General features: G+C 66.9%; 16 protein-coding genes and 1 riboswitch. Of the genes, 11 read left to right on the top strand and 5 right to left on the bottom strand.

Annotated features, from left to right (window positions below; genetic code table 11):
* Nucleotides 1-215 precede the first annotated feature (215 nt).
* Both ACE3QC_RS00725 and ACE3QC_RS00720 read left to right on the top strand, forming a co-directional pair.
* The gene (locus ACE3QC_RS00725) at nt 216-2936 is read left to right on the top strand and encodes an ATP-dependent DNA helicase (RefSeq protein WP_374405167.1); all 2721 of its coding nucleotides are present in this window, start codon (nt 216-218) and stop codon (nt 2934-2936) included.
* A complete protein-coding gene (locus ACE3QC_RS00720; RefSeq protein ID WP_374405166.1) occupies nt 2933-3460 on the top strand; it encodes a histidine phosphatase family protein in 528 nt (175 codons plus the stop codon). Before ACE3QC_RS00725 ends, ACE3QC_RS00720 begins: the two co-directional genes overlap by 4 nt.
* Before the next feature lie 9 nt (nt 3461-3469).
* Here the strand turns inward: ACE3QC_RS00720 and soxR are convergent, their stop codons facing one another.
* Nucleotides 3470-3916, bottom strand: coding sequence for a redox-sensitive transcriptional activator SoxR (soxR, locus tag ACE3QC_RS00715; protein WP_374405165.1), 447 nt, complete (start codon nt 3914-3916; stop codon nt 3470-3472).
* Between the two features lie 126 nt (nt 3917-4042).
* On the opposite strand from soxR, the gene ACE3QC_RS00710 reads away from it, so the two are divergent.
* Nucleotides 4043-4417 (top strand): VOC family protein, encoded by a 375-nt coding sequence (locus ACE3QC_RS00710; protein WP_374405164.1) that lies wholly within the window; start codon nt 4043-4045, stop codon nt 4415-4417.
* A 115-nt stretch (nt 4418-4532) separates the two neighbouring features.
* On the opposite strand, the gene ACE3QC_RS00705 is transcribed toward ACE3QC_RS00710, so the two are convergent.
* Nucleotides 4533-5645 carry a hypothetical protein gene (locus ACE3QC_RS00705; protein ID WP_374405163.1) on the bottom strand — a complete coding sequence of 371 codons (1113 nt, stop codon included), beginning with the start codon at nt 5643-5645 and terminating at the stop codon, nt 4533-4535.
* A gap of 127 nt (nt 5646-5772) precedes the next feature.
* Between ACE3QC_RS00705 and ACE3QC_RS00700 the strand changes: the two genes are divergently transcribed.
* The 3 genes from ACE3QC_RS00700 (at nt 5773) to ACE3QC_RS00690 (ending at nt 8100) form a co-directional block, all read left to right on the top strand.
* Nucleotides 5773-7245 carry a hypothetical protein gene (locus ACE3QC_RS00700; protein WP_374405162.1) on the top strand — a complete coding sequence of 491 codons (1473 nt, stop codon included), beginning with the start codon at nt 5773-5775 and terminating at the stop codon, nt 7243-7245.
* 5 nt (nt 7246-7250) lie between these two features.
* Nucleotides 7251-7565, top strand: coding sequence for a hypothetical protein (locus tag ACE3QC_RS00695; protein WP_374405161.1), 315 nt, complete (start codon nt 7251-7253; stop codon nt 7563-7565).
* Nucleotides 7566-7635: 70 nt separating this feature from the next.
* Nucleotides 7636-8100 (top strand): hypothetical protein, encoded by a 465-nt coding sequence (locus ACE3QC_RS00690; protein ID WP_374405160.1) that lies wholly within the window; start codon nt 7636-7638, stop codon nt 8098-8100.
* Nucleotides 8101-8108: 8 nt separating this feature from the next.
* On the opposite strand, the gene uvrA is transcribed toward ACE3QC_RS00690, so the two are convergent.
* Complete coding sequence (gene uvrA, locus ACE3QC_RS00685) at nt 8109-11048, bottom strand: excinuclease ABC subunit UvrA (RefSeq protein ID WP_374405159.1); 2940 nt, start codon at nt 11046-11048, stop codon at nt 8109-8111.
* Between the two features lie 195 nt (nt 11049-11243).
* Nucleotides 11244-12236, bottom strand: a complete 993-nt coding sequence (locus ACE3QC_RS00680; protein WP_374405158.1) for a hypothetical protein — start codon at nt 12234-12236, stop codon at nt 11244-11246.
* A 125-nt stretch (nt 12237-12361) separates the two neighbouring features.
* Between ACE3QC_RS00680 and thpR the strand changes: the two genes are divergently transcribed.
* Both thpR and ACE3QC_RS00670 read left to right on the top strand, forming a co-directional pair.
* Complete coding sequence (gene thpR / locus ACE3QC_RS00675; protein ID WP_374405157.1) at nt 12362-12895, top strand: RNA 2',3'-cyclic phosphodiesterase; 534 nt, start codon at nt 12362-12364, stop codon at nt 12893-12895.
* 111 nt (nt 12896-13006) lie between these two features.
* The gene (locus ACE3QC_RS00670) at nt 13007-15256 is read left to right on the top strand and encodes a M3 family metallopeptidase (RefSeq protein ID WP_374405156.1); all 2250 of its coding nucleotides are present in this window, start codon (nt 13007-13009) and stop codon (nt 15254-15256) included.
* Nucleotides 15257-15498: 242 nt separating this feature from the next.
* On the opposite strand, the gene ACE3QC_RS00665 is transcribed toward ACE3QC_RS00670, so the two are convergent.
* Nucleotides 15499-17391, bottom strand: coding sequence for a TonB-dependent receptor plug domain-containing protein (locus tag ACE3QC_RS00665; RefSeq protein ID WP_374405155.1), 1893 nt, complete (start codon nt 17389-17391; stop codon nt 15499-15501).
* Nucleotides 17392-17479: 88 nt separating this feature from the next.
* A riboswitch (cobalamin riboswitch) is annotated at nt 17480-17678 on the bottom strand.
* Nucleotides 17679-17888: 210 nt separating this feature from the next.
* Between ACE3QC_RS00665 and ACE3QC_RS00660 the strand changes: the two genes are divergently transcribed.
* The 3 genes from ACE3QC_RS00660 (at nt 17889) to ACE3QC_RS00650 (ending at nt 21524) form a co-directional block, all read left to right on the top strand.
* Complete coding sequence (locus ACE3QC_RS00660; RefSeq protein ID WP_374405154.1) at nt 17889-19022, top strand: cell wall hydrolase; 1134 nt, start codon at nt 17889-17891, stop codon at nt 19020-19022.
* 108 nt (nt 19023-19130) lie between these two features.
* Nucleotides 19131-19481, top strand: a complete 351-nt coding sequence (locus tag ACE3QC_RS00655) for a hypothetical protein (protein WP_374405152.1) — start codon at nt 19131-19133, stop codon at nt 19479-19481.
* Between the two features lie 81 nt (nt 19482-19562).
* Nucleotides 19563-21524, top strand: a complete 1962-nt coding sequence (locus ACE3QC_RS00650) for a putative bifunctional diguanylate cyclase/phosphodiesterase (RefSeq protein WP_374405151.1) — start codon at nt 19563-19565, stop codon at nt 21522-21524.
* Nucleotides 21525-21696 lie beyond the last annotated feature (172 nt).

The raw sequence follows: 21696 nt of genomic DNA, 5'->3' as shown, positions 1-21696 counted from the left end.
TGCTGTGTGTGTCGCATAGTGACGAAACAACGCGGCACATTTTCGCCATGTTCCGGTCCACGGCGGGTTCAGGATTTTCTAAACTATTGATTTTTCGTGATTTCGCCATTCGACTTCGCGACCGGGCGCGAACTGTCTGCGACCAACCGTTGCCCGAAATGGCGCACTTGGAGGGCGATGTTTACATTTCGTTCCGGCCACGCCATCGTCAGCCGATGCCCGCACCGGTGCCCCTTCCCGCGCTCCACGCCAGCCACGCCGGATCATGGCTGCGCGACGCCGGCGCCACGCGCACGTGCTCGCGGGGCGAGGCGATCATGGCGTCAGCCGACACGCCCGTGCTGCTGCTCAACGCCCCGCTCGTCGCCACGCGGCTCGGCTACCCCGACCTGTCGGGGCTCGACCTGCTCGAACTCTACGCCTTCGTGCATCCTGCGCGGTTTTGCGTGCCGACGCCGAGGGGACTGGCGCATGCGCTCGATCTGGACGAGCCGGCGAGCGACGATGCCGTTCCCGCGCTGCTCCAGCAGGCGGCAGGCGTGCTGCTCGAAACCTGCGCGGCTGACGACTGGGTCGAGCGCGAGGGCGCGTGGTCGGCGCTGCAATCACTGATGCGGCTTCGATGGCCGTGGGCGCAAGTCCTCGCGCCGCATGTCGCGCGGCCCGAAAAGGCCGAGAAGTGGCTGTTCTCCCGCCTGCCAGAGTGGGAGGAAGCGCCCGAGCGCCCCGCCCCCGGACAGGTGCTGATCGAGGAGCCCGAGATCGAGGCCCAGCTCGCTCACCTCACCGGCGCGGGTTCCGAACGGCGTGAGGGGCAGCGGGCCTACGCGCGCGATGTCGGCAAGGTGTTCGCCCCGCGCGGCAAACGCGGCGCGCCACACGTGCTGCTCGCGCAGGCGGGCACCGGGATCGGCAAGACGCTGGGCTACCTCGCGCCCGCTTCGCTCTGGGCCTCGGCGGCGCAAGGCACGGTGTGGGTCTCGACCTATACCAAGAACCTCCAGCGCCAACTTCGCGGGGAAAGCCGCCGCGCCTGGCCCGAACGGCGCGCCGACGGGTCGCAGCCGGTCGTGGTGCGCAAGGGGCGCGAGAACTACCTGTGCCTGCTCAATCTGGAAGATGCGCTGCAAGGTGGCTTCGGCGGGCGCGCGGCGATCCTCGCGCATCTGGTCGCGCGCTGGGCCGCCTATAGCCGTGATGGCGACATGATCGGCGGCGACCTGCCCGGCTGGCTGGGTACGCTGTTCCGCAAGCGCGGGATCGCGGCCCTGACCGACCAGCGCGGCGAATGCGTCTATGCCGGGTGTCCGCACTACCGAAAGTGCTTCATCGAACGCGCGGCACGCGCCTCGGCGCAGGCCGACCTCGTGATCGCCAACCATGCGCTGGTGATGGTCAACGCCGCGCGCGGGCGCGACCACGCGCAGCGTCCGACGCGGATCGTGTTCGACGAGGGGCATCACGTGTTCGACGCCGCCGACAGCACCTTCGCCGCGGCGCTGAGCGGGCAGGAGGCGATCGAACTGCGGCGCTGGATCGTCGGGCCGGAACGAAAGTCCAAGGGCCGTCGCCGGGGCCTCGCCGCGCGGCTGGCCGACGTCGCCAGCTACGACGAAGCGGGCGGCGAAGCGATCGAGGCCGCGCTTGAGGCGGCGCATGCCCTCCCCTCCGATGGCTGGCTCCAGCGGCTGCACGACGGCGAGCCCTACGGCCCGCTCGAAGCGCTGCTCGCCGCCGTGCGCGGCTGCGTCTACGCGCGCGACGAGAGCGGTGGGCAGGAGGCGGGCTACGGCATCGAGACCGAGGCCGCCGGGTTGCCCGGCCCGGTGATCGAAGCGGCGGGCCATGCGCAGGCGGCGCTGGCCGCGATCCGCCGCCCGCTCGCCAAGCTCGCGGTGCGGCTGGAAGCGGTGGTGGAGGACGCGCCCGATTGGCTCGACGGCCAGGGACGCGCGCGGATCGAGGGCGCGCGGCATTCGCTCGCCTGGCGGATCGACCTGTTGCTGGCGTGGGAAGCGCTGCTCGACCGGCTCGGCGGCCCCGCCGATCCCGAATTCGTCGACTGGCTGGCGGTCGATCGCAGCGAGGCGCGCGAGTTCGATGTCGGCATACACCGCCGCTGGCTCGACCCGATGAAGCCGTTCGCGCGCGTCGTGCTCGAACCCGCGCACGGCGTCATGCTGACCAGCGCCACCCTTCGCGACGGGGAGGACTGGAGTAGTGCGGTCGAGCGCGCGGGCACGCGGCACATCGAGATCGAACCGCATCTCGCCAGCGCCGAGAGTCCGTTCGACTATGCCCGCCGTGCCGAGGTGTTGATCGTCACCGACGTCAAACGCGGCGACCTGCCCGCGCTTGCCGGGGCCTACGCCCGGCTGGTCGAGGCGGCGGGCGGCGGCGTGCTCGGCCTGTTCACCGCGGTGCGCCGCCTGCGTGCGGTGCACGGGCGGATCGCCGACCGGCTGGCGCGCGCCGGGCTGCCGCTCTACGCCCAGCACGTCGATCCGATCGACACCGGCACGCTGGTCGACATCTTCCGCGACGATCCTGCGGCCAGCCTGCTCGGCACCGACGCGCTGCGCGACGGGGTCGACGTGCCCGGCCACTCACTGCGCTGCGTGGTGATGGAGCAGGTGCCGTGGCCGCGCCCCGACATCCTCCACCGCGCACGCCGCGCAGCGAACGGCGGCGGCGCATACGACGACCGGATCATCCGCGCGCGGCTGGCGCAGGCGTTCGGGCGGCTGATCCGCAGCAAGGACGATGCCGGGCACTTCGTGGTCCTGTCCGCGGCCTTCCCCAGCCGCCTCCTCTCAGCCTTCCCGCCGGGCACGCCTGTCATCAGGCTGACGCTGGCGGAGGCTTTACAACGCGTGGCCGCCGGTGTTTCAGGGGGCGAAACCGCGCGCACTGTAGAGGACCGCCAATCGTCGTGAAGATCCTGGGACTGCTGCGCCACGCGAAATCGGACTGGGACGACATCGGCAAGCGCGATTTCGACCGTGGGCTCAACGCGCGCGGGCGCAAGGGCGCGCGGCTGATCGGGCGGCATATCGGCGAGCATGGCGTGGCCTTCGACCGCATCGTCGCCAGCCCGGCGGAGCGGGTGCGGCGGACGCTGGAGGCGGCGCTGCCCGATGCCTCCCCGGAATTCGACGAACGGCTCTACCTCGCCAGCGCGGACACCATCCTCGACGTGGTGCGCGAGCGGGCGGGCGAGGCGCAGGCGGTGCTCGTCGCGGGGCACAACCCGGGCTTGCAGGAAGTGCTGTTCGCCCTCGTCCCCCCGTCGGCCGAGGACGCGCTGTTCGACGAGGCGGCGGCCAAGTATCCGACCGCGACGTTCGCCGTGTTCGAGCTCGACATCGACGACTGGGCCGATCTCGCGCCCGATCGCGGGCGGCTGGTCCACTTCACCCGCCCGCGCGATCTCGACCCGGCCCTCGGCCCAGAGACTTAGGCCCGAAAGCTAGGCGATCTCGCGCAACACGCGCGGCCCCGGCCCCGCCTCGCCCGCCGCATCGCCCGGATTGTAGAGCTTGCAGTGCTTGAGACTCAGGCACCCGCAACCGATGCACCCGTCGAGGTTGTCGCGCATCGCCTCCAACTGCGCGATGCGGCGGTCGAGCCGCTCGCGGATCGCCTCGCTGATCTTCCACCAGTCGAAGCTGGTCGGCGTGCGCCCCGCGGGCAGGCGGGCGAGCTGTTCGGCGATCTCCTCCAGCGTGAGGCCGAGCTTCTGCGCGATCAGGATGAAGCTCAGCCGCCGGATGTCGGAGCGCAGGAAGCGGCGCTGGTTGCCGCCGGTACGGTGCGCGGCGACCAGCCCCTTGTCCTCGTAGAAGCGGATCGCCGAGGGCGAGAGCCCGGTGCGGCGGGCGAGCGTGCCGATCGGCAGGAGGTCGCTGGCGTTCATGCCGCCCGCGATAGCCGAGAAACCGCTTGACCTCAAGTTAGCTTGAAGTTGCATTATCGCGGGCACCCCGATTCGCCCCGGACCCGCCGCGCGCGGCATCCGGCGCACAACGACAGGAGTGCCACCATGCCGACAGGCCATATCGAACACGCCAACCTCACCGTCACCAATCCGCAGCGCAGCGCCGCGCTGTTCGAGCGGCTGTGCGGCTGGCGGCAGCGCTGGCGCGGGCCGGCGATGAACGGCGGGGAGACGATCCACGTCGGCGACGATCACACCTACCTCGCGCTCTACACCAATCCCGCGGCGCGCGACGGATACGACACCGGCGCGCCGCTCAACCACGTGGGGCTGGCGGTCGACGATCTCGACGCGGCCGAGGCGGTGGTGCGCGCGGCGGGGCTGAAGCCGTTCAACCACGGCCGCTACGACCCCGGCCCGCGCACGTTCTACTTCCGCGACTGGGACGGGATCGAGTTCGAGGTGGTCGCCTACCAGTAAGCCGTTCGCCCCACGCCGATAACCGCATGATCGAGGTTCCCGCCACCCGGCGGGGACTCGCGAGGGGGCCCGCATTCCGGCTCGCCCCCTCGCGAACCCTCCCTTCCGATCTCCGCTATTCCTCGTCCGCGAAGTACCACGCGTCCGGGTCGTCGCCGGGGCCGGGCGGCACGACCAGCCACCAGTGTTCAACCCCCGCCTCGAACGCGGCGAGCTGCTCGGCCTCGACCTCGCCGACATAGGCGCACGTTCCGGGGAACGACGCGGGCGGGCGGGCGCCGGGCGGGCGAGCGGCGTCCATCGCGTCGAGCCGCCGGCAATAGGGCGGGATATACTCGCCGCCGCGCCAGTGCGCGGGATCGTCCATGTCGGGCAGCCACGTGTCGTAACCGGGCGGAAGCTTGCGGCCCGGCGGCACCGCGCGCGGACCGGCCGCCGCAGGGGCCGAACCCCCGCCCTCCCCGTGCCCGCCCTTCCCTCGCTCAAGGGGAGACATGGACCGGTTGTTACACTGTCCTGGAGAAGAAAAGTCCGGGTCCCCCGCCCTGGCAAACTGACGCCCATCCCCTTCCCGCTCACCCTGAGCTTGTCGAAGGGTGCTTGCTGCACGGTTGCACTGGGCCCGTTGACCCTGCGGGTCAGCTTCGCTTCCGACAGGCTCAGGGTGAGCGGAGGTGGTGGCTTCCGCGTCAGGCTCCGGCTGCGGCTCTCCGCGTTCGAAGCGGGCGAGCGCTTCCTCGAAATCCTCGGCGAAGGCGTGGGTAGCGGCATCGCCGTCCAGCCGGTCGAGCCGCGCGAGGTGCGCCAGCAGCAACCGCGAATCGTAGCGCCGCCGGGTGGCGACCTCCTCGCCGTGGTAGAACACCTTCTCCTCCACCCCGTCGAGCGCGCGGGTGGCGAGCACGTCCGCCGTCACCGCCCGCGCGGCGAGCAGCGCCGCATCCCACGCGAGCCTGAACGCCGGGGTGGCGCGGCGCATGCGATAAGCGGTCTGATGGCTGACCCCCGCCGCCTTCACCGCCCGCCGCACCGCGCCCGAATCGGCGAGCGCGAGGAGGAACTGCACCTGCCGCGCGCGCGTGAACTCGGTCTGCTGCGGCCGCGCGGCATCGCCGGACAGCGCCTCGATGAGCGCGGGGAGATTGGTGGGGGCGGCGCTTGCGGGCGGAGCGTCGGGAGCAGTGTCCTGACGAGGCGCGCGGCGGACGGCGGCGGGAGTGAAAGCCATGGTTCGTGTCTCCGTGCGAGGGAACGAACCGGGCTATGTATGGCAGGTGGGGGGCTGTAGGAAAGTTGTTTGGCAAAACATCAACCACGCCCTTGATTTATGCCCCCAGTCACGCCTTGTTGCGCCCATGACTGCTTCCGCGTGGCGCAAACGATATAAAAAATTTAAGACTTCGGTCCCAAACGAACTGCGAGCGGATCGAGACCTCTCTCTTTACGCATTTCTTAAAAAAGAAAAAAAGGCCGAGCTCCAAAGAGCCTTTGCCGCCGATGAAATGCGCCATAGGTCAAATGCCAAACGTTCTTACTACCGAAAGCGTCAGAAGATATTAAAAAGCACCCGAGACCCCGGGAAGAAAAGATTCAATATCAAAGACCCGGAGCTTCTTCTATTTAAAATTCGCGATAGTTATCTTCGGGATTCATTATGCCCGCTATATAAAAAGCGATGGATTCCCATCCCCAAGAGATTAAAGGGACGAAATCGTGACCATATAGTCCTAAAAGATTTCTCCTTTAGTAGAAATCCACATGGAACGCTCGTTCAAATTAGGGATTTAGTTCGCATAAGCTCAAACTGTTTAAATGTTCGGCTAGACTTTGTAGATGAAGTCTGCGACGATGTTTCTCCTTACTTAGTTCTCGCATCGCTCATGCCGACCTTGCCTCCTGTTTTTTCTGGGGGATTTATTAGCGCCGAGGTTGCTGCCGTGATTGAGTCGGTGGGTCTGCATGACGCGCTGAGAGTATACCGCATACATAAGCGGTCGCGCAGTAAATACCCCATTTTGCCTTTCAAAATGGCGGTCAGAAACCCTCCTCGGAGGTTTCGGGATAAAAACTCACAGTTAAAACCGCAAAATAAGGAGATGGTCGCCGATCGGTTCTGCGACGCGTTGGAAAGCTGGTTAGATAAGTATGAAATGGAATTGACGGAGGGCGGTGCTCAATCGCTCATTAATTCCATTACAGAAGCGCTTGATAATGCCGAAAGGCACGGTCGACCCGACATTGAGAATAGCGTTGGAGATTGGTCTATGTGCGGTTTCAGCCGACTCGTCGATCCTTCCGACGAGGATCAAGAAGCGCCGCGCTTGGAGTGCGCCTTTGCGATCGTGAATGTAGGCGCGACGATCTTTGAGAGCCTCACCACCGCTGATGCCACGATCAAGCAATTTGTGGCAACTTATACGAATCGACACGACGATCTTTTGAGCCCAGAATTGGCGGCCACCGTTGTTGCGCTTCAGGACGGTATCACGCGGGTTCCGGCGGCCAGTGGGGCAAAGCGCGGAGGTGTGGGCTTGCTGGAACTTGCTGACTTGGTTGCCGAGCTTGGTGATACTGATCAACCAGAGTTGCAATCGAGATACACGATCTTATCTGGTTCATCATGCTTACAGGTTACCGCGCCATATCAGCGTGGCGAGCGAGCCCCGGGAACTCAGTTGCGAGAGTTGTGGTTTAATGAGACAAACTCTGCCAGCAGCGTTCCAACCGAATCACACGCCTTCACCATTCCCGAGCGTTTCGCTGGTACGGTAATTTCGGCTTGGTTTTGTATCGATCCGGAATTCCTCAGAAAGAGCATGAAAGTATGATTGTCATGGCTGATGGCCACATTGTACTGAAGAAGCTAACGCGTGGACAGGTTAGGAATCTAGCAGGTCATGATCGCGGAACTTCGGCTCGTGCGTTTTTTGAAATCGACAGGTTAGATCAGGTGCCAGAGCCGGTTATTGTTGATGTACCGGAAAATTTTCGAGCAATCAGCGCGTCATTTTTTCAAGGCATGTTTTCGGAAAGCGTGCGCGCGCTTGGTGGCGCTTTGGCGTTTTTTGAACACTACAGATTCGATGCCCCGGCTCACATTCGGACAAAGTTGGCGGAATATGCCGAGCAGTCGCAGCGCACCCACTGAGGCAACCACCACACAATCTCCCACCCCTCCAGTACCTGCGGATTATGGACCTACCATAAGCGCGGGATCAATGCTTCTTTCTTTCGTTGCGATAGCCTTCGCCGTCTCCGGGCACAGAAGGGCCGGACGACTGGAAAAAGAATCTTGGTTTGAAAAAAACTTCGGAGAGAATTTACGTCTATCCTGTCGAAAACTCGATAAGTCGGCGGATTCTCTAAACGCGTTTCTTTATAAAAGCGCGAAGAGTTTGGACGATCTTCAAGATGAGCTTTCAGGCATGATTGCAGAAATTGAAGAATCATCATCAGATATACGAGCTATATTACGGGAAGTAGATCTTTCAAAACGTGTAAATAGAGATGATTGGGAATCAAAATTCCAATGTAAATATCGTGATATAGAAGGACTTCTTTCAGGCGCCCAAGAGCAAACAAACGACGTTTTGTTGAGTCGCGTTGTATTGAAAGCAAAAGAAAGAATTCATAATTTGGTTAAGGACTTACGAACAAAAATAGAGCGAGTTCGTGTGCGATAAAATAAAACCTAATCTGCCGCCTCGCTGACCCGCTTCTTCGCGTTCCCCAGCATCGGCTTGAGATACTGCCCCGTATAGCTCGCCGGCGTCGCCGCGACCTCCTCCGGCGTCCCCTCGGCCACCACCTCGCCGCCGCGCACGCCGCCATCCGGGCCGAGGTCGAGGATGTGGTCAGCCGTCTTGATCACGTCGAGGTTGTGCTCGATCACCACCACGCTGTTCCCTTGGTCCACCAGCCGGTGGAGCACTTCGAGGAGCTTGCGGACGTCCTCGAAGTGCAGGCCCGTGGTGGGCTCGTCGAGGATGTAGAGCGTCTGGCCGGTGCTGCGCTTGCTCAGTTCCTTGGCCAGCTTCACCCGCTGCGCCTCCCCGCCCGAGAGCGTGGTCGCCTGCTGGCCGACCTTGACGTAGCCGAGGCCGACCTCGTTCAGCATGTGCATCTTGTCGCGGATCGGGGGGACGGCCTTGAAGAAGCCTTCCGCGTCCTCGATCGTCATGTCGAGCACGTCGGCGATCGAGAGGCCCTTGAACTTCACCTCCAGCGTCTCGCGGTTGTAGCGCTTGCCGCCGCATTCCTCGCACGTCACGTAGACGTCGGGCAGGAAGTGCATCTCGATCTTGATGAGGCCGTCGCCCTGGCACGCCTCGCACCGGCCGCCCTTGACGTTGAAGCTGAAGCGCCCGGGCTTGTAGCCGCGCGCCTGGCTTTCGGGCAGGCCGGCGAACCAGTCGCGGATCTGGGTGAAGGCGCCGGTGTAGGTCGCCGGGTTGGAGCGCGGGGTGCGGCCGATCGGCGACTGGTCGATCTCGATCACCTTGTCGCAGTATTCGAGGCCGGTGACCTTGTCGTGCGGCCCCGCGATCACCCGCGCGCCGTTCAATGTGCGCGCGGCGGCGGCGTAGAGCGTGTCGATGGTGAAGCTCGACTTGCCGCTGCCCGATACGCCGGTGACGCAGGTGAAGGTGCCGAGCGGGATCGAGGCGGTGACGTCGGCGAGGTTGTTCGCGCGCGCACCGTGGACGGTGAGCTGGTGGCCGTTGCCCTTGCGGCGCGTGGCCGGAACCGCGATCTCGCGCCGCCCGGTGAGGTAGGCGGCGGTGAGCGAGGCCTTCGACTTGAGCACCTGCTTCAGCGTGCCTTCCGCGACCACCTCGCCTCCGTGGACGCCCGCGCCGGGGCCGAGATCGACCACGTAATCGGCCGCGCGGATCGCATCCTCGTCATGCTCGACCACGATCACGGTGTTGCCGAGGTCGCGCAGGCGCTTGAGGGTTTCCAGCAGCCGGTCGTTGTCGCGCTGGTGGAGGCCGATGCTCGGCTCGTCGAGCACGTAGAGCACGCCCGAGAGGCCGCTGCCGATCTGGCTGGCGAGGCGGATGCGCTGGCTCTCGCCGCCGGAGAGGGTGCCTGAAGTTCGATCGAGGTTGAGGTAATCGAGGCCGACGTTGTCGAGGAAGCCCAGCCGCTCGTTGATTTCCTTGAGGATGGCCCTGGCGATCTGCTGCTGCGTGTCGCCGAGGTGATCGGGCAGCGCGAGGAACCAGGCCTTCGCGTCGCTGACGCTCATCTTGGTGGGGGTGGCGATGTCGGTAACGCCATCCGGCCCCGGCAGCTTCACCGCCAGCGCCTTCTCGTTCAGCCGCTTGCCGCCGCACACCTCGCACGGCTGCGCGGTCTGGAACTTGCCCAGCTCCTCGCGCATCCACGCGCTTTCGGTCTGGAGCATCCGGCGGTTGAGGTTGCCGATGACCCCCTCGAACGCCTTCTTCACCGTGTATTCCTTGCGCCCGTCCTTGAAGGTGAGCGGCACGGCCTTGCCCTTCGTGCCGTGGAGGATCGTGGCGCGCTGATCCTCGGTCAGGTCGGCCCACGCGGTGGTGAGATCGAAGCCGTACTCCTTCGCCAGGCTGGCGAGCACCTGCATGTAATAGGGCGACGGCGGGTTGGACTTGGCCCACGGCACGACCGCGCCCTGCTTCAAGGTCAGCGCCTCGTTCGGGACGACGAGCTGCGGGTCGAACAGCAGCTTCTCCCCCAGCCCGTCGCACGCGGCGCAGGCGCCCTGCGGGGCGTTGAACGAGAACAGGCGCGGCTCGACCTCCTCGATGGTGAAGCCGGAGACGGGGCAAGCGAACTTCTCGGAGAAGACGATGCGGTTGGGCGGCAGGCCGGCGCCTTTCATCGCGCCGCCCGCTTCGCCCTCGTCCTCGCGGCCCGGCACCACGCCGTCCGCCAGATCGACGTAGGCCAGCCCCTCGGCCAGCTTGAGCGCGGTCTCGAAGCTGTCGGCGAGGCGGGTTTCGAGGCCCTCCTTCACCGCGAGGCGATCGACCACGACCTCGATGTCGTGCTTGTACTTCTTGTCGAGCGCGGGGGCTTCCTCGATCGGGTACATGTCGCCGTCGATCCGCACGCGGGTGAAGCCCGCCTTCTGCCATTCGGCGAGTTCCTTGCGGTACTCGCCCTTGCGCCCACGCACCACGGGCGCGAGCAGGTAGAGCCGCGTGCCCTCGGGCAACGCCATCACCCGGTCGACCATGTTGGAGACGGTCTGCGCCTCGATCGGCAAGCCCGTCGCGGGCGAATAGGGCACGCCCACGCGCGCCCACAGCAGGCGCATGTAGTCGTAGATCTCGGTGACGGTCGCCACGGTCGAGCGCGGATTGCGGCTGGTGGTCTTCTGCTCGATCGAGATCGCGGGGCTGAGCCCGTCGATATGCTCGACATCGGGCTTCTGCATCATCTCGAGGAACTGGCGCGCATAGGCCGAGAGCGACTCGACGTAGCGCCGCTGCCCCTCGGCATAGATCGTGTCGAACGCCAGCGACGACTTGCCCGAACCCGACAGCCCGGTGATGACGATCAGCGCATCGCGCGGCAGATCGATGTCGACGCCCTTGAGGTTATGCTCGCGGGCGCCGCGGACGGAAATTTTGGTGAGTGCCATAGCGCGCGTCTGTTCCGCAAATGTTCACGTGGGTCAAGAAGCTAAAGCGACAGAGCCGCCGCCGTCAGCAGGATGTGGGCGATCGGCAGATGTGATGGTCCGGCTCGCGCGGTCGATGTGGGAGGCCGGCCCCCGATTGCAACCGGACGGGCCGGGCGGCGAGGACATGGCTTGCGGGCCGCAGTCCGCGAAGGATCAGTTCCCGCCGAGCGTCAGGTCCACGCCCGCCTGCCGCGCGATCAGCCCGATCCATTCGCCGACCTGCGCGATCTCTTCCTCGGTCACGCGACTGGCGGCCCGCTCCGTTTCGCTTTTCCTTCGCGCGTCGAAATCGCCCCCCAGCTTCGCGTGGCTGGAAAAGAGATCGCCCGATGCCACGGCGTCCGCCCGTTCGGGCGTGAGGTCGAGCGCGAAATGCCGGCTGACAGTCAGCAGGGTGGCGGCGCGGGCCGCGTCGAAGCGGTCGCCGTCGAGCCAGATCAGCCGCTCGCCGTATCTATCGCGCAGCATCGAGAAATAGCGGCGGTTCAGGAACCAGGCGAGACCGGCCGCCTGAAGGTCGGTCATCGCGAACTGCTCGGGGCCATCCATGCCGAGATCGACGCCCGCGTAACCCATCAGCTCGAAATAGAGTTGGCGTCCCCAGCGGCGCCCCATCATGCCCCGCTTCGCCACCGACAGCAGAAACGGATCGAGCGCGCTGGTCATCAGTACGCCGCGCGCATCGGGGCGCGCATCGAGCAGGGCCGGGATCAACATGTTCGCATGATTGGTCGGCTTGACGATGACCGCCCGCTCGTCCCCATGCCGACGCGAGAGGAGATCGAGGACGGGCTTGACCAGCGGCGCGCCCTGCCGACCGGCACCGGCCAGGCTGCCGATGATGCCGGGCTCGCTCAATCCGGCCGAGATTCCCGGCAGGTCCAGCGCCCGCACCAGCAATGTGGAGCGGCAGAACGCGGTATGGAAAATGAAATGAAGCGGACCTGTGGCTGGCGCCATCCCGAGCACGTCGCCGAGCGGTACCGATGCTTCATGGTCCGCCGAACCCGGAGTTCGATCGGCGAGGAACGTCGGACCATCGAGCTGCTCGCGCGCGAGCCGGAGGAAGCCCATCCTGCCGGAGGCCATGTCTATCCGATGGGGAAGCCAATCGGGGTCGGAGGCTAGGGATGCGGCATCGGGCATTCGCCGTGCCTATCGGCGTTCTCGGCCCGATCAAGCCCCAAACGCGCACGAAACGGCGCATCCTGCGGCGGCAATCCCGCGTGCCGCCGCTGGCGCGCACCCGGCGCGATCTGTAACGTGCCCCCATGCACCGCCTCTTCGCCGCGATCCGCCCGCCCGCCGTGGTGCGCGACATGCTGATCGACACGATGGACGGTGTCGCGGGCGCGCGCTGGCAGGACGACGACCAGTTGCATCTGACGCTGCGTTTCGCGGGCGAGATCGAGGGGCCGCAGGCGGAAGACCTCGCCGACGCGCTGGCGCGGGTCGCGGGCGGGCCGTTCGACCTCGCCTTGCGCGGGGTGGGATATTTCGAGAAGAAGGGACTGGCGCATACCTTGTGGGCCGGGGTCGAGGCGAGCGAGCCGCTCGCCGTGCTGCAACGCCGGGTCGAGCGGGCGTGCCGCGCCGCCGGGCTAGCGGCGGAGACGCGCAAGTTCGCGGCGCATATCACCCTCGCCCGCCTCAACCGCGCGAGCGGACCGATCGGCGGCTGGCTGGCGCGCCACGCGCTGCTGGCGAGCAAGCCTTGGCGGGTGGAAGCCTTCGCGCTCTATTCGAGCCGGCTGACGCCCGCGGGTTCGCAATACGATGCGCTGGTGCGCTATCCGCTGGGTTGAGCACGCCCTTGCAATCGCGGGCAATCTCCGGTTCAAGCGCCGGGTGATATTTCATCCCGTATTCGCCGCGCCTTTCGCACGCGCCGGCGCCAAACCTGAACTGGAGAGACCATGAAGGCCCATATCCTGGCCACCACCGCCCTTGCCGTCGCGCTGGCGGGTTGTTCCACCATGCAGGAGGGCAACATGCAGTCCGCTTCCGATGTAGTAGCCTCGGCCGATATTCCCGCAGGCACCGGATACTTCGCGCAGCCGAGCACGCTGCCGTTCCACGCGCCCGACTTCACCAAGATCCAGGACAGCGACTATCAGCCTGCGTTCGAGCAGGCGATGGCGATCCACAACGCCGAGATCGCGGCGATCAAGGCCAACCCCGAAGCGCCGACGTTCGAGAACACGATCGTCGCGCTCGAAACCTCGGGCCGGATGCTGGGCCGCGTGGCCACGGTATTCTTCGCGCTGACCGGGTCGAACACCAACGATACGTTGGACGCGGTGCAGGCCGACATCGGCCCCAAGCTGTCGCAGCATTCGGACGCGATCACGCTCGACCCGGTGCTGTTCGAGCGGGTGAAGGCGGTCTACGACAACCGCGCCTCGCTGGACCTGACGGCGGAAGACACCAAGCTGCTCGAGGAAACCTACGAGCAGATGGTCCACGCCGGTGCGATGCTCGACCCGGCGCAGAAGGAACAGGTCAAGACGATCAACTCGCGCCTGTCCGAACTGACCACCGAGTTTTCGCAGAAAGTCCGCGCGGCGACGGTCGACGGCGCGCTGGTGGTGAGCGACCGGGCCAAGCTGGCCGGGCTGTCGGATTCGGACATCCAGGCGGCGGCCCAGCTCGCCACCGAAAAGGGGCTGGACGGGCAATACGTGATTGCGCTGCAGAACACGACGCAGCAGCCGCTGCTGCCGATAATGGAAGACCGCGCCACGCGCGAGCAGCTGTTCATGAACAGCTATAACCGCTCGGTCCACGGTGACGAGAACGATACCCGCACGCTGCTGGCCGATATCGCCGAACTGCGCGCGCAGAAGGCCGCGCTGTTCGGCCAGCCCGACTGGGCGAGCTACGTGATGTACGACCGCATGGCGCAGAACCCGAAGACCGCGCTCGACTTCATGCAGCAGATGGTCCCCGCCCTCGCCGCCACGCAGCGGCGCGAGGCGGCGGTGCTGAACGAGCAGATCGCATCCGAGGGCGGCGATTTCGAGGTCAAGCCGTGGGACTGGTATCGCTTCGCCGAGAAGGTCCGCAAGGCGCGCTACGACATCGACGAGAATGCGGTGAAGCCGTATTTCGAGATCAAGAGCGTGCTGGAAAACGGCGTGTTCTATGCCGCCAACAAGCTCTACGGCCTGCGCTTCGAACAGCGCACCGACCTGCCCGTCTATCACCCGGACGTGACGACTTACACCGTGTTCGACAAGGACGGCAGCGAGCTCGGAATCTTCTATTTCGACCCCTACCAGCGCCCGAGCAAGCGCGGCGGGGCGTGGATGAGCAACTTCGTGGACCAGAGCCACCTCTACGGCACCAAGCCGGTGATCTACAACGTGCTCAACATCCCCAAGGCGAACGCGGGCGAGCCGCAGCTCGTCAGCTTCGACAACGTCAACACGATGTTCCACGAATTCGGCCACGCGCTGCACGGCTTCTTCGCCAACCAGAAATACGCCAGCCTCTCGGGCACCGCGACGGCGCGCGATTTCGTCGAGTACCCGAGCCAGGTGAACGAGCTGTGGGCGACCTATCCCGAGGTGCTGCGCAACTATGCCAAGCACTACCAGACGGGCGAGGCGATCCCGGCCGAACTGATCGAGAAGATCGAGGCGGCGGCGAAGTTCAACCAGGGCTACGACTTCGGCGAGACGGTGGAGGCCGCGCTGCTCGACATGAAGTGGCACGCGCTGAACCCGCAGCAGGCGGCCGCGATCGACACGCCCGAAAAGGTCGACGCCTTCGAGCGCAAGTCGCTGGAGGAATTGGGGCTGGAGGTCGATCTGGTGCCGCCGCGCTATCGCAGCAGCTACTTCAACCACATCTTCTCCAGCGCGACCGGCTACAGCGCGGGGTATTACTCGTACCTGTGGACCGAGATGCTCGACCGCGACAGCCGCAAGTGGTTCCTCGACAATGGCGGGCTGACCCGTGAGAACGGCGATCACTACCGCGACACCGTGCTCAGCAAGGGCGGGACGATGGACTACTTCGAGATGTTCGAGAACTTCGCCGGGCGCCAGCCGGACGTGACCCCGATGCTCGAGGCGCGCGGCCTGACCGGCGACGGCGGCGATGCGGGCGCGACGTCGGACGGCGCGCTGCCGCCGCAGACCACGGGCGACGGGGCGCAGTGATCGTGGCCGCCCCCTCCTCACGGCGAGGAGGGGGCGGGCCTGGTTTTTCTCACACGAAGACACGAAGGCACAAAGATGTTGTGCCGGCGGCGAAGCCGCACCCAATGATGGTCAGGCGGCAAGATACCCGCTTGCAGATTGGTTTCGACACTTCGTGTCGCGATATTTCTTCGTGCCTTCGTGTCTTCGTGTGAGACCCAAATCGGTGCCCGGCTCGAAACGAAGCCGGGCACCGGAAGCCTTCAGAACCGCGCGCGGGCGCCGATGAAGGCGCTGCGGCCTGCCGTCGCGTAGCCGGCGACGGTCTGGTATTCGGCGTCGAACAGGTTCTCGACCCGGCCGAATACCTCGAACCGTTCGCCGAACGGCAGCGCGGCGCGCACGCCGGCCAGCGTGTAGCCGTCGAGCCGGGTGAAGTTGCCCGCGTCGTCGAACGAATCGCCGACCATGCGCACGTCGCCGCCCAGCGTGAGATCGGCCAGCGGGCTGACCCAGTCGGCCGAGAGCGTGAGCGCGTGGCGCGGACGGCGGGCGAGGACGTTGCCCGCGTTCGCCGCGCCGAGGGTGCGGTTCTCGGTGTCGGTCCACGAGTAGACCGCGCGGGTGATCCAGCGGTCGGACGGACGCGCGCCGAGTTCGAATTCGAACCCTTCGGCGCGCACGCGGCCGATGTTCACGTAGTAGCCGAAGGGCCGCGTGTCGCAGTTGGTGTCGCAGTTCGCGAACTCGATCTGGTCGCGCGCGTCGCGGCGGAACAGCGTGGCCGAGCCGTAGAAGCGCGTGTCCGTCAGCGAGCGATCGCCGTGGACCAGGCCGACGTCGTAGCTGGTGCTGCGTTCGGGCTGGAGCGCCTCGTTCCCGTAGTCGGAGAACAATTGGTAGAGCGTCGGCGCCTTGAAGCCCTCGCCCACGCTGGCGCGCAGCCGCAGCTCGCCCGTCAGGACGTAGCTCAGGTCGCCGCCGAAGCTGGTTTCGGTGCCGAAGCGCTGGTGATCGTCGACCCGCATCCCCGCATGCGCGGCGAGCCCGCCCATCTCGATCCCGAGCTGACCGTAGGCGCCGAAGATGCGCGTGTCCTGCTCCTCCTCGAACAACGTACGGTAGGAAGCCCACTCGTTCTCCGCGCCGAAATTCACCAGCAGCGGGCCGATCGGACGCCATTCGCCGCGCAGTTCCACGCGGTCCGAATGGCCGTCGCTGGTGAACGTGGGGTCGGCGCCAGCGACGGGATCGACATTGACCCGCTCGGTATCGGCGAACGAGTAGGCCGCGCTGACGAACAGCGGCCCGGTGTCGTAGATCGCGCCGGTGGAGGCCGAATACTGGCGGGTGTGCTGCGTTTCCTCGGTGTCGGCGAGCACGAAGTTCGGTGCCGGGAAGCCGTCGAGGTCGACGTCGCCTTCGGCATAGCGGCCGCGTGCGAACAGTTCGACGCTGGGCGAGAGGTAGAGCCGGCCCTGGCCGTTCACCGCCCACTGCTCGAACCCGTCGGCCTCGGCGCCGCTCGCGGCTTGCGAGAACCCGTCGGTGCGGTAGTAGCTCGCCGATCCGCCGAGGAAGCCGCGGTCGCCGCCGATCCCGCCGGAAAGCGTGCCGGTGGCGGTATCGCGCGCGCCGTATTCGGCGCTCGCTTCCAGCCCGCTGGCCGCGCGGGTGCTGGCGACGAGCACGCCGCCGATCGCGTCCGAGCCCCAGATCGTGGAGTTCGAGCTGCGCAGCACCTCGATCTTGGACAGGTTGCCTGCCAGCAGGTTGCCGAAATCGAACCCGCCGCCGGGTGCGGCCGGATCGGCCACGCGCACCCCGTCGAGCAGGACGAGGAGCTGCTCGCCCTCCGCACCGCGCACGCGGACCTGGGTCACCGCGCCCGGCCCGCCGTTGCGGCTGAAGGTGAGGCCCGGCACGCGCTCGAGCACGCGGGTCAGGTCGGCGCCCTGCACGCTCTCGATCTCGTCCTCGCCGATCACGGTGATCGGCTGACCGGTATCCTCCAGCTCGATCCGCGTGCCGGTGGCGGTGACGGTGATCTGGGTTTCCTCGGGCCGGAATTCCGAGAACGTCCCGGCGCTGTCCTGCGCCGCGAGCGGAGCGGCGAGCGCGGTGAGCGCCGTGCCGATAATCAGATGGTTACGCATTATACCTCCTGTCATGTGCGAACGTCGCCCATGACGGAGCAGGGGCACATGCCCCTTCCGCCTGCTTCCGGTTCACCCCGCCCGGCAGCACGAACGACCGTCGACGGGCAGGTCTCCTGGCTCCCGGATCGTCACGCCTCGCACCGCCTTCCCGGCCCCCCGAAGGATCGGCCAGTGGCATGTGGAGCGGGCGCTCCCCGGTCACAGTTGCGGGGGCAGCGGAGGCCCCGGGAGACGACCTCCCTACCCCCTTCCCTCTTCGGTCCGCCCGCTTCCCGAGGGAAACGCGCCGACAACCCATGACGTGCGCGCGCCCTTAGCGGCGGCTTCGCGGGTGCACAAGATGGCCGCGCGGTAACCGGGCGGAAAGTGTCCGCGTTAACCGCCGCTTGCGAGGTGTTCCGCCAAGGGACAGCCCGTGCGGCGCGGTCGAAATTCACCGGTCGCGCTGGTACGCGCCGGGGCGCGCTGCAAGCGCCGCAAGCACAAGGATCGCCGTGACCCCTGCCCGCACCCCTGCCTTCCAGCTTCGCGCGCGCCGCCGGCAGGCGAGCCTGTGGGCGCGGCTGGCGGGCAAGCATCGCGGGCGGCGGATTCTCGCGCTGATCGCCGCGGTGGGGGTTCCGGCGATGGCCGCGCCGGACGACTGGCGCGCCTTCGCCCCCGACGCCCGGCACGAGGCGGCCACATCCGCCGTCAAGCCGATGCCGTTCGAGCGCGCGGGCCAGAGCTTTCCCGGCTCGGCGTTCTATTTCCTCGAAGCCGCGCCGCGCGCCGACTACGCCGCGATCGAGAACGGCGCGCGCGTGTTCGACCTGACCGGTGCGGGCGGCGCGGCGGCCGAACTCGCCGCGGTGCGCAATGCGGGGCCGGCGGCGCGCGCCTTCCATTCGGCGGGCACCGGGATCGACAAGGCGCGCGCGCTGCAATGCCTCGCCAGCGCGGTCTATTACGAGGCGGCGAGCGAAGCGATCGGCGGCCAGCGCGCGGTGGCGCAGGTGGTGCTGAACCGCGTCGCGCACCCCAGCTATCCGAACAGCGTGTGCGGCGTGGTCTATCAAGGTTCTGAGCGGACGACCGGGTGCCAGTTTACCTTCACCTGCGACGGCTCGCTGGCGCGCCAGCCGATGAAGGCGGCGTGGGACCGCGCGATGGGCGTGGCCCGGCGCGCGCTGGCGGGCGAAACCTACGCGCCGGTGGGCCTCGCGACCCATTACCACACGATCTGGATCAACCCGTACTGGGCGCCGAGCCTCGACACGGTCGGCGTGATCGGCGCGCACCGCTTCTACCGCTGGCGCGGTGCGGCGGGGCGGCCTGCCGCGTTCACCGCGGCCTATCGCGGCGGCGAGCCGCTGGCCGCGCCCCACCCGCGCTCGAGCGTGCCGGAACCGGCCGCCGCGTCCGACCCGGTGGCGCTCGCCCGCGCTTACGAGGATGCGCGCAGCGCCGCGATCGGCGCGGCCCCGCCTGCCGCGACCCGCGTGCCCGCGCCGGACTATGCGCCGGCGGTCGAGGCGCGCGGCGGCGATGCGGCCTTCACCGCGAGCGACCTGCCCGGCGGCGGCGGGGTAAAGGCCGAATACGCCAACAGCGGTCGCTGGATCGCCGAGCCGGGCCAGGCGCGCTGACCGGCCGACAAGGGTTAAGAACGGGGAAACCCTAGCGCAAAACCCCCGCTTCACGAGTTGGCGCCTAAACCCGCGGAAGTCGCAACCCCGCAAGAGGGCCTTCTCCGCATGACCGTCCATTTCGCCGCTTCGCGTCTGAACGCGGACTCGCCGATCGCCCGCGTCCTCCGCCGCCGCGCCCCCGCCACCGCCGCCAACGACAACTGCCACGAGCGCGCCGACGACCGCCTGCTCCACGCCGCGCTGCGGCATTTCGCGCAATACGGGATCGGCGCCGCGCACGAGGCACGGGGCCAGGCCGAACGCGCCTTCTTCGCGGGCGACCGCGAACGCTACGACTGGTGGCTCGGCATCTGCCGTACGCTCGACGCGCGGCTGGCGCGATCGATCGAACAGGCGGAAGGCGATCGAGCCGGACCGCGCGCCGGCGCGCCGCTGCGGCCGGCGTCGGATGCCTAACGCCGGGTTTCCCGCGCGTTTCGTCGATCTGTAAGCGGCCTATTAACTATGCGGTGACCACTTTTCGCTAGGCCGGTCCCTATGGCGAGCAGCGATCCGAAGGACGAGGCAGACTGGGCCCTGGCCTATTTCACGAAAGGCGACGCGTTGTCCGAACGCGTTCGCGGCACGCTCGTCCGCACGCTCTACACTTTGCCCAGCAGCCTCGCCGCGGGCGCGGCGAGCGGGATCGCCGCTTCGCTGGTGGTCGCCTGGCTCAGCGGATCGACCGTGCTCTACGTGCTCAGCCTCGCGCTGACGGTCGTCGCGCTCGTCCGCGTGGCCGTGGCCGTCGTCCTCTCGCCCGACAGCAAGGCGAGCACGAGCAAGCTCGAGATCTTCTACGAAGTCGGCGCGTTCACGTACGCCCTGCTGATGGGCACCGTGGCGGCCGCCTCGCTGATCCTCGAGGTCGAGCCGGCGGGCAAGGTGCTGCTGGCGGCGAATGCGATCGGCTACGGCGTGGCGATCTGCGCGCGCAACGCAGGCCGCCCGACGATCGCGATCGGCCAGCTGATCCTCGTCTGCATGCCGATGTTCGCCGCCTGCCTCTATCTCGGCTCGCTCGCCTATTACGCCTTCGCGGTGACGATCGTGCTGATGGTGCCCGCGATGGCCTCGATCACGATGAACGTGTTCAAGGTGCTGCGCGACAACATCGCCGCCGCCGAAACCAGCGCGCGGCTGGCCGCCAAGATGCAAAACCTCGCCCGGACCGACGCGGTGACCGGGCTGGCCAACCGCGCCGGGCTCAACCACGAGATGGTCGAGAAGCTGATGAACGTGCCCGCCGACCAGATGATGGGCATGATCTGGATCGACCTCGACCGGTTCAAGGAAGTCAACGACCTGCTCGGCCACCCGATCGGCGACCGCCTGCTGCAGAGCGTGGCGCGGCGGCTGCAGGACGTGACGCCCGACGGGGCCACGGTGGCGCGCTTCGGCGGCGACGAGTTCATCATCTTCTGCGAAGTCGACAACCGCGCCGACTGCATGCGGCTGGCGAGCGAGGTCCACGCCGAGATCATGCGCCCGGTCCGGATCGACGGCGAGCGGCTGGAAATCGGCGCGTCGCTCGGCGTGGCGGTGCTGCCCGACGACGGCGCCGACGCCGACAGCGTGATGCAGGCGGCCGACCTGGCGCTCTATCACGCCAAAGTGGGCGGCCGGCGCCAGACCTGCTTCTTCGACAGCTCGATGAGCCGCGACCTCGCCCGCCGGCGCGAGATCGAGGCGGAGCTGCGCAGCGCGATCCAGAAGAACGAGCTGTCGATCTTCTTCCAGCCGATCGTCGACCTTTCCACCGGCCGCATCCGCACGTTCGAGGCGCTGGTGCGCTGGTTCCATCCGCAAAAGGGCGAGATGCGCCCCGACGAGTTCATCCCCGTGGCCGAGGAGACCGGGGTGATCGTCACGCTTGGCAACTGGATCACCGGCCAGGCGGCCAAGGCGGCGGCGCAGTGGCCCGACGACGTGACGATCGCGGTCAACCTCTCGCCGCTGCAGATCAAGGCGCCGGGCGCGGCGCTGGGTATCCTCAACGCGCTGCGCGAGGCGAACCTCGACCCCACGCGGCTGGAACTGGAAGTGACCGAGAGCCTGCTGCTCGACGACAGCGACGCGACCGAGGCGTTCATCCGCGAGCTGTCGAGCCGCGGCGTGCGCTTCGCGCTCGACGATTTCGGGACGGGCTATTCCTCGCTGTCGTACGTCAACAAGTATCCGTTCCGGAAGATCAAGGTCGACCGCAGCTTCGTCTCCGGCCCGGAAGTCTCCAAGCGCACCGAGGCGATCATCCGCGCGGTCGCCGAGATGGGCGCCCAGCTCGGGATGGAGATCGTCGCCGAGGGACTCGAAACCGTCGAGCAGGTGACCGCGGTGCGCGATGCCGGGTGTACGCTCGGCCAGGGCTACTACTTCAGCCGCGCGGTGCCCGATTATCTCGCGGCGATGCTGCTGGCACAGGAACGCGACGAGGGTTCGGGCCGCCGGATCGCGCTCTGACGACCCGGGCAGGCGGCGCTTTCCGATGCCTTATTGCAATTGCAAACCAATCGCAAAGATAGTTTGCTACGCTGCGCCTTTCGCGGTTGCAATCCCCCCGGTGCGGGCCTAGGTCGCTGCCGTTCGCCGGGCGCGGCTTCCTCGCGGGACCTTAAGGCTGCGCGCTTCACGG

Origin of the sequence: Pelagerythrobacter sp. (assembly GCF_041912895.1) — a bacterium.
In the GTDB taxonomy this organism is placed as follows: domain Bacteria; phylum Pseudomonadota; class Alphaproteobacteria; order Sphingomonadales; family Sphingomonadaceae; genus Pelagerythrobacter.
This window is presented reverse-complemented; position numbering and strand designations above follow the sequence as displayed.

Coding starts and splice junctions, on each gene's coding strand:
- ACE3QC_RS00655 (WP_374405152.1), top strand. CDS start 19,131: ATGACCGTCCATTTCGCCGCTTCGCGTCTGAACGCGGACTCGCCGATC.
- ACE3QC_RS00695 (WP_374405161.1), top strand. CDS start 7,251: ATGGCTGATGGCCACATTGTACTGAAGAAGCTAACGCGTGGACAGGTT.
- ACE3QC_RS00680 (WP_374405158.1), bottom strand. CDS start 12,236: ATGCCCGATGCCGCATCCCTAGCCTCCGACCCCGATTGGCTTCCCCAT.
- ACE3QC_RS00700 (WP_374405162.1), top strand. CDS start 5,773: ATGACTGCTTCCGCGTGGCGCAAACGATATAAAAAATTTAAGACTTCG.
- ACE3QC_RS00665 (WP_374405155.1), bottom strand. CDS start 17,391: ATGCGTAACCATCTGATTATCGGCACGGCGCTCACCGCGCTCGCCGCT.
- uvrA (WP_374405159.1), bottom strand. CDS start 11,048: ATGGCACTCACCAAAATTTCCGTCCGCGGCGCCCGCGAGCATAACCTC.
- soxR (WP_374405165.1), bottom strand. CDS start 3,916: ATGAACGCCAGCGACCTCCTGCCGATCGGCACGCTCGCCCGCCGCACC.
- ACE3QC_RS00650 (WP_374405151.1), top strand. CDS start 19,563: ATGGCGAGCAGCGATCCGAAGGACGAGGCAGACTGGGCCCTGGCCTAT.
- ACE3QC_RS00670 (WP_374405156.1), top strand. CDS start 13,007: ATGAAGGCCCATATCCTGGCCACCACCGCCCTTGCCGTCGCGCTGGCG.
- thpR (WP_374405157.1), top strand. CDS start 12,362: ATGCACCGCCTCTTCGCCGCGATCCGCCCGCCCGCCGTGGTGCGCGAC.
- ACE3QC_RS00705 (WP_374405163.1), bottom strand. CDS start 5,645: ATGGCTTTCACTCCCGCCGCCGTCCGCCGCGCGCCTCGTCAGGACACT.
- ACE3QC_RS00690 (WP_374405160.1), top strand. CDS start 7,636: ATGCTTCTTTCTTTCGTTGCGATAGCCTTCGCCGTCTCCGGGCACAGA.
- ACE3QC_RS00725 (WP_374405167.1), top strand. CDS start 216: ATGCCCGCACCGGTGCCCCTTCCCGCGCTCCACGCCAGCCACGCCGGA.
- ACE3QC_RS00710 (WP_374405164.1), top strand. CDS start 4,043: ATGCCGACAGGCCATATCGAACACGCCAACCTCACCGTCACCAATCCG.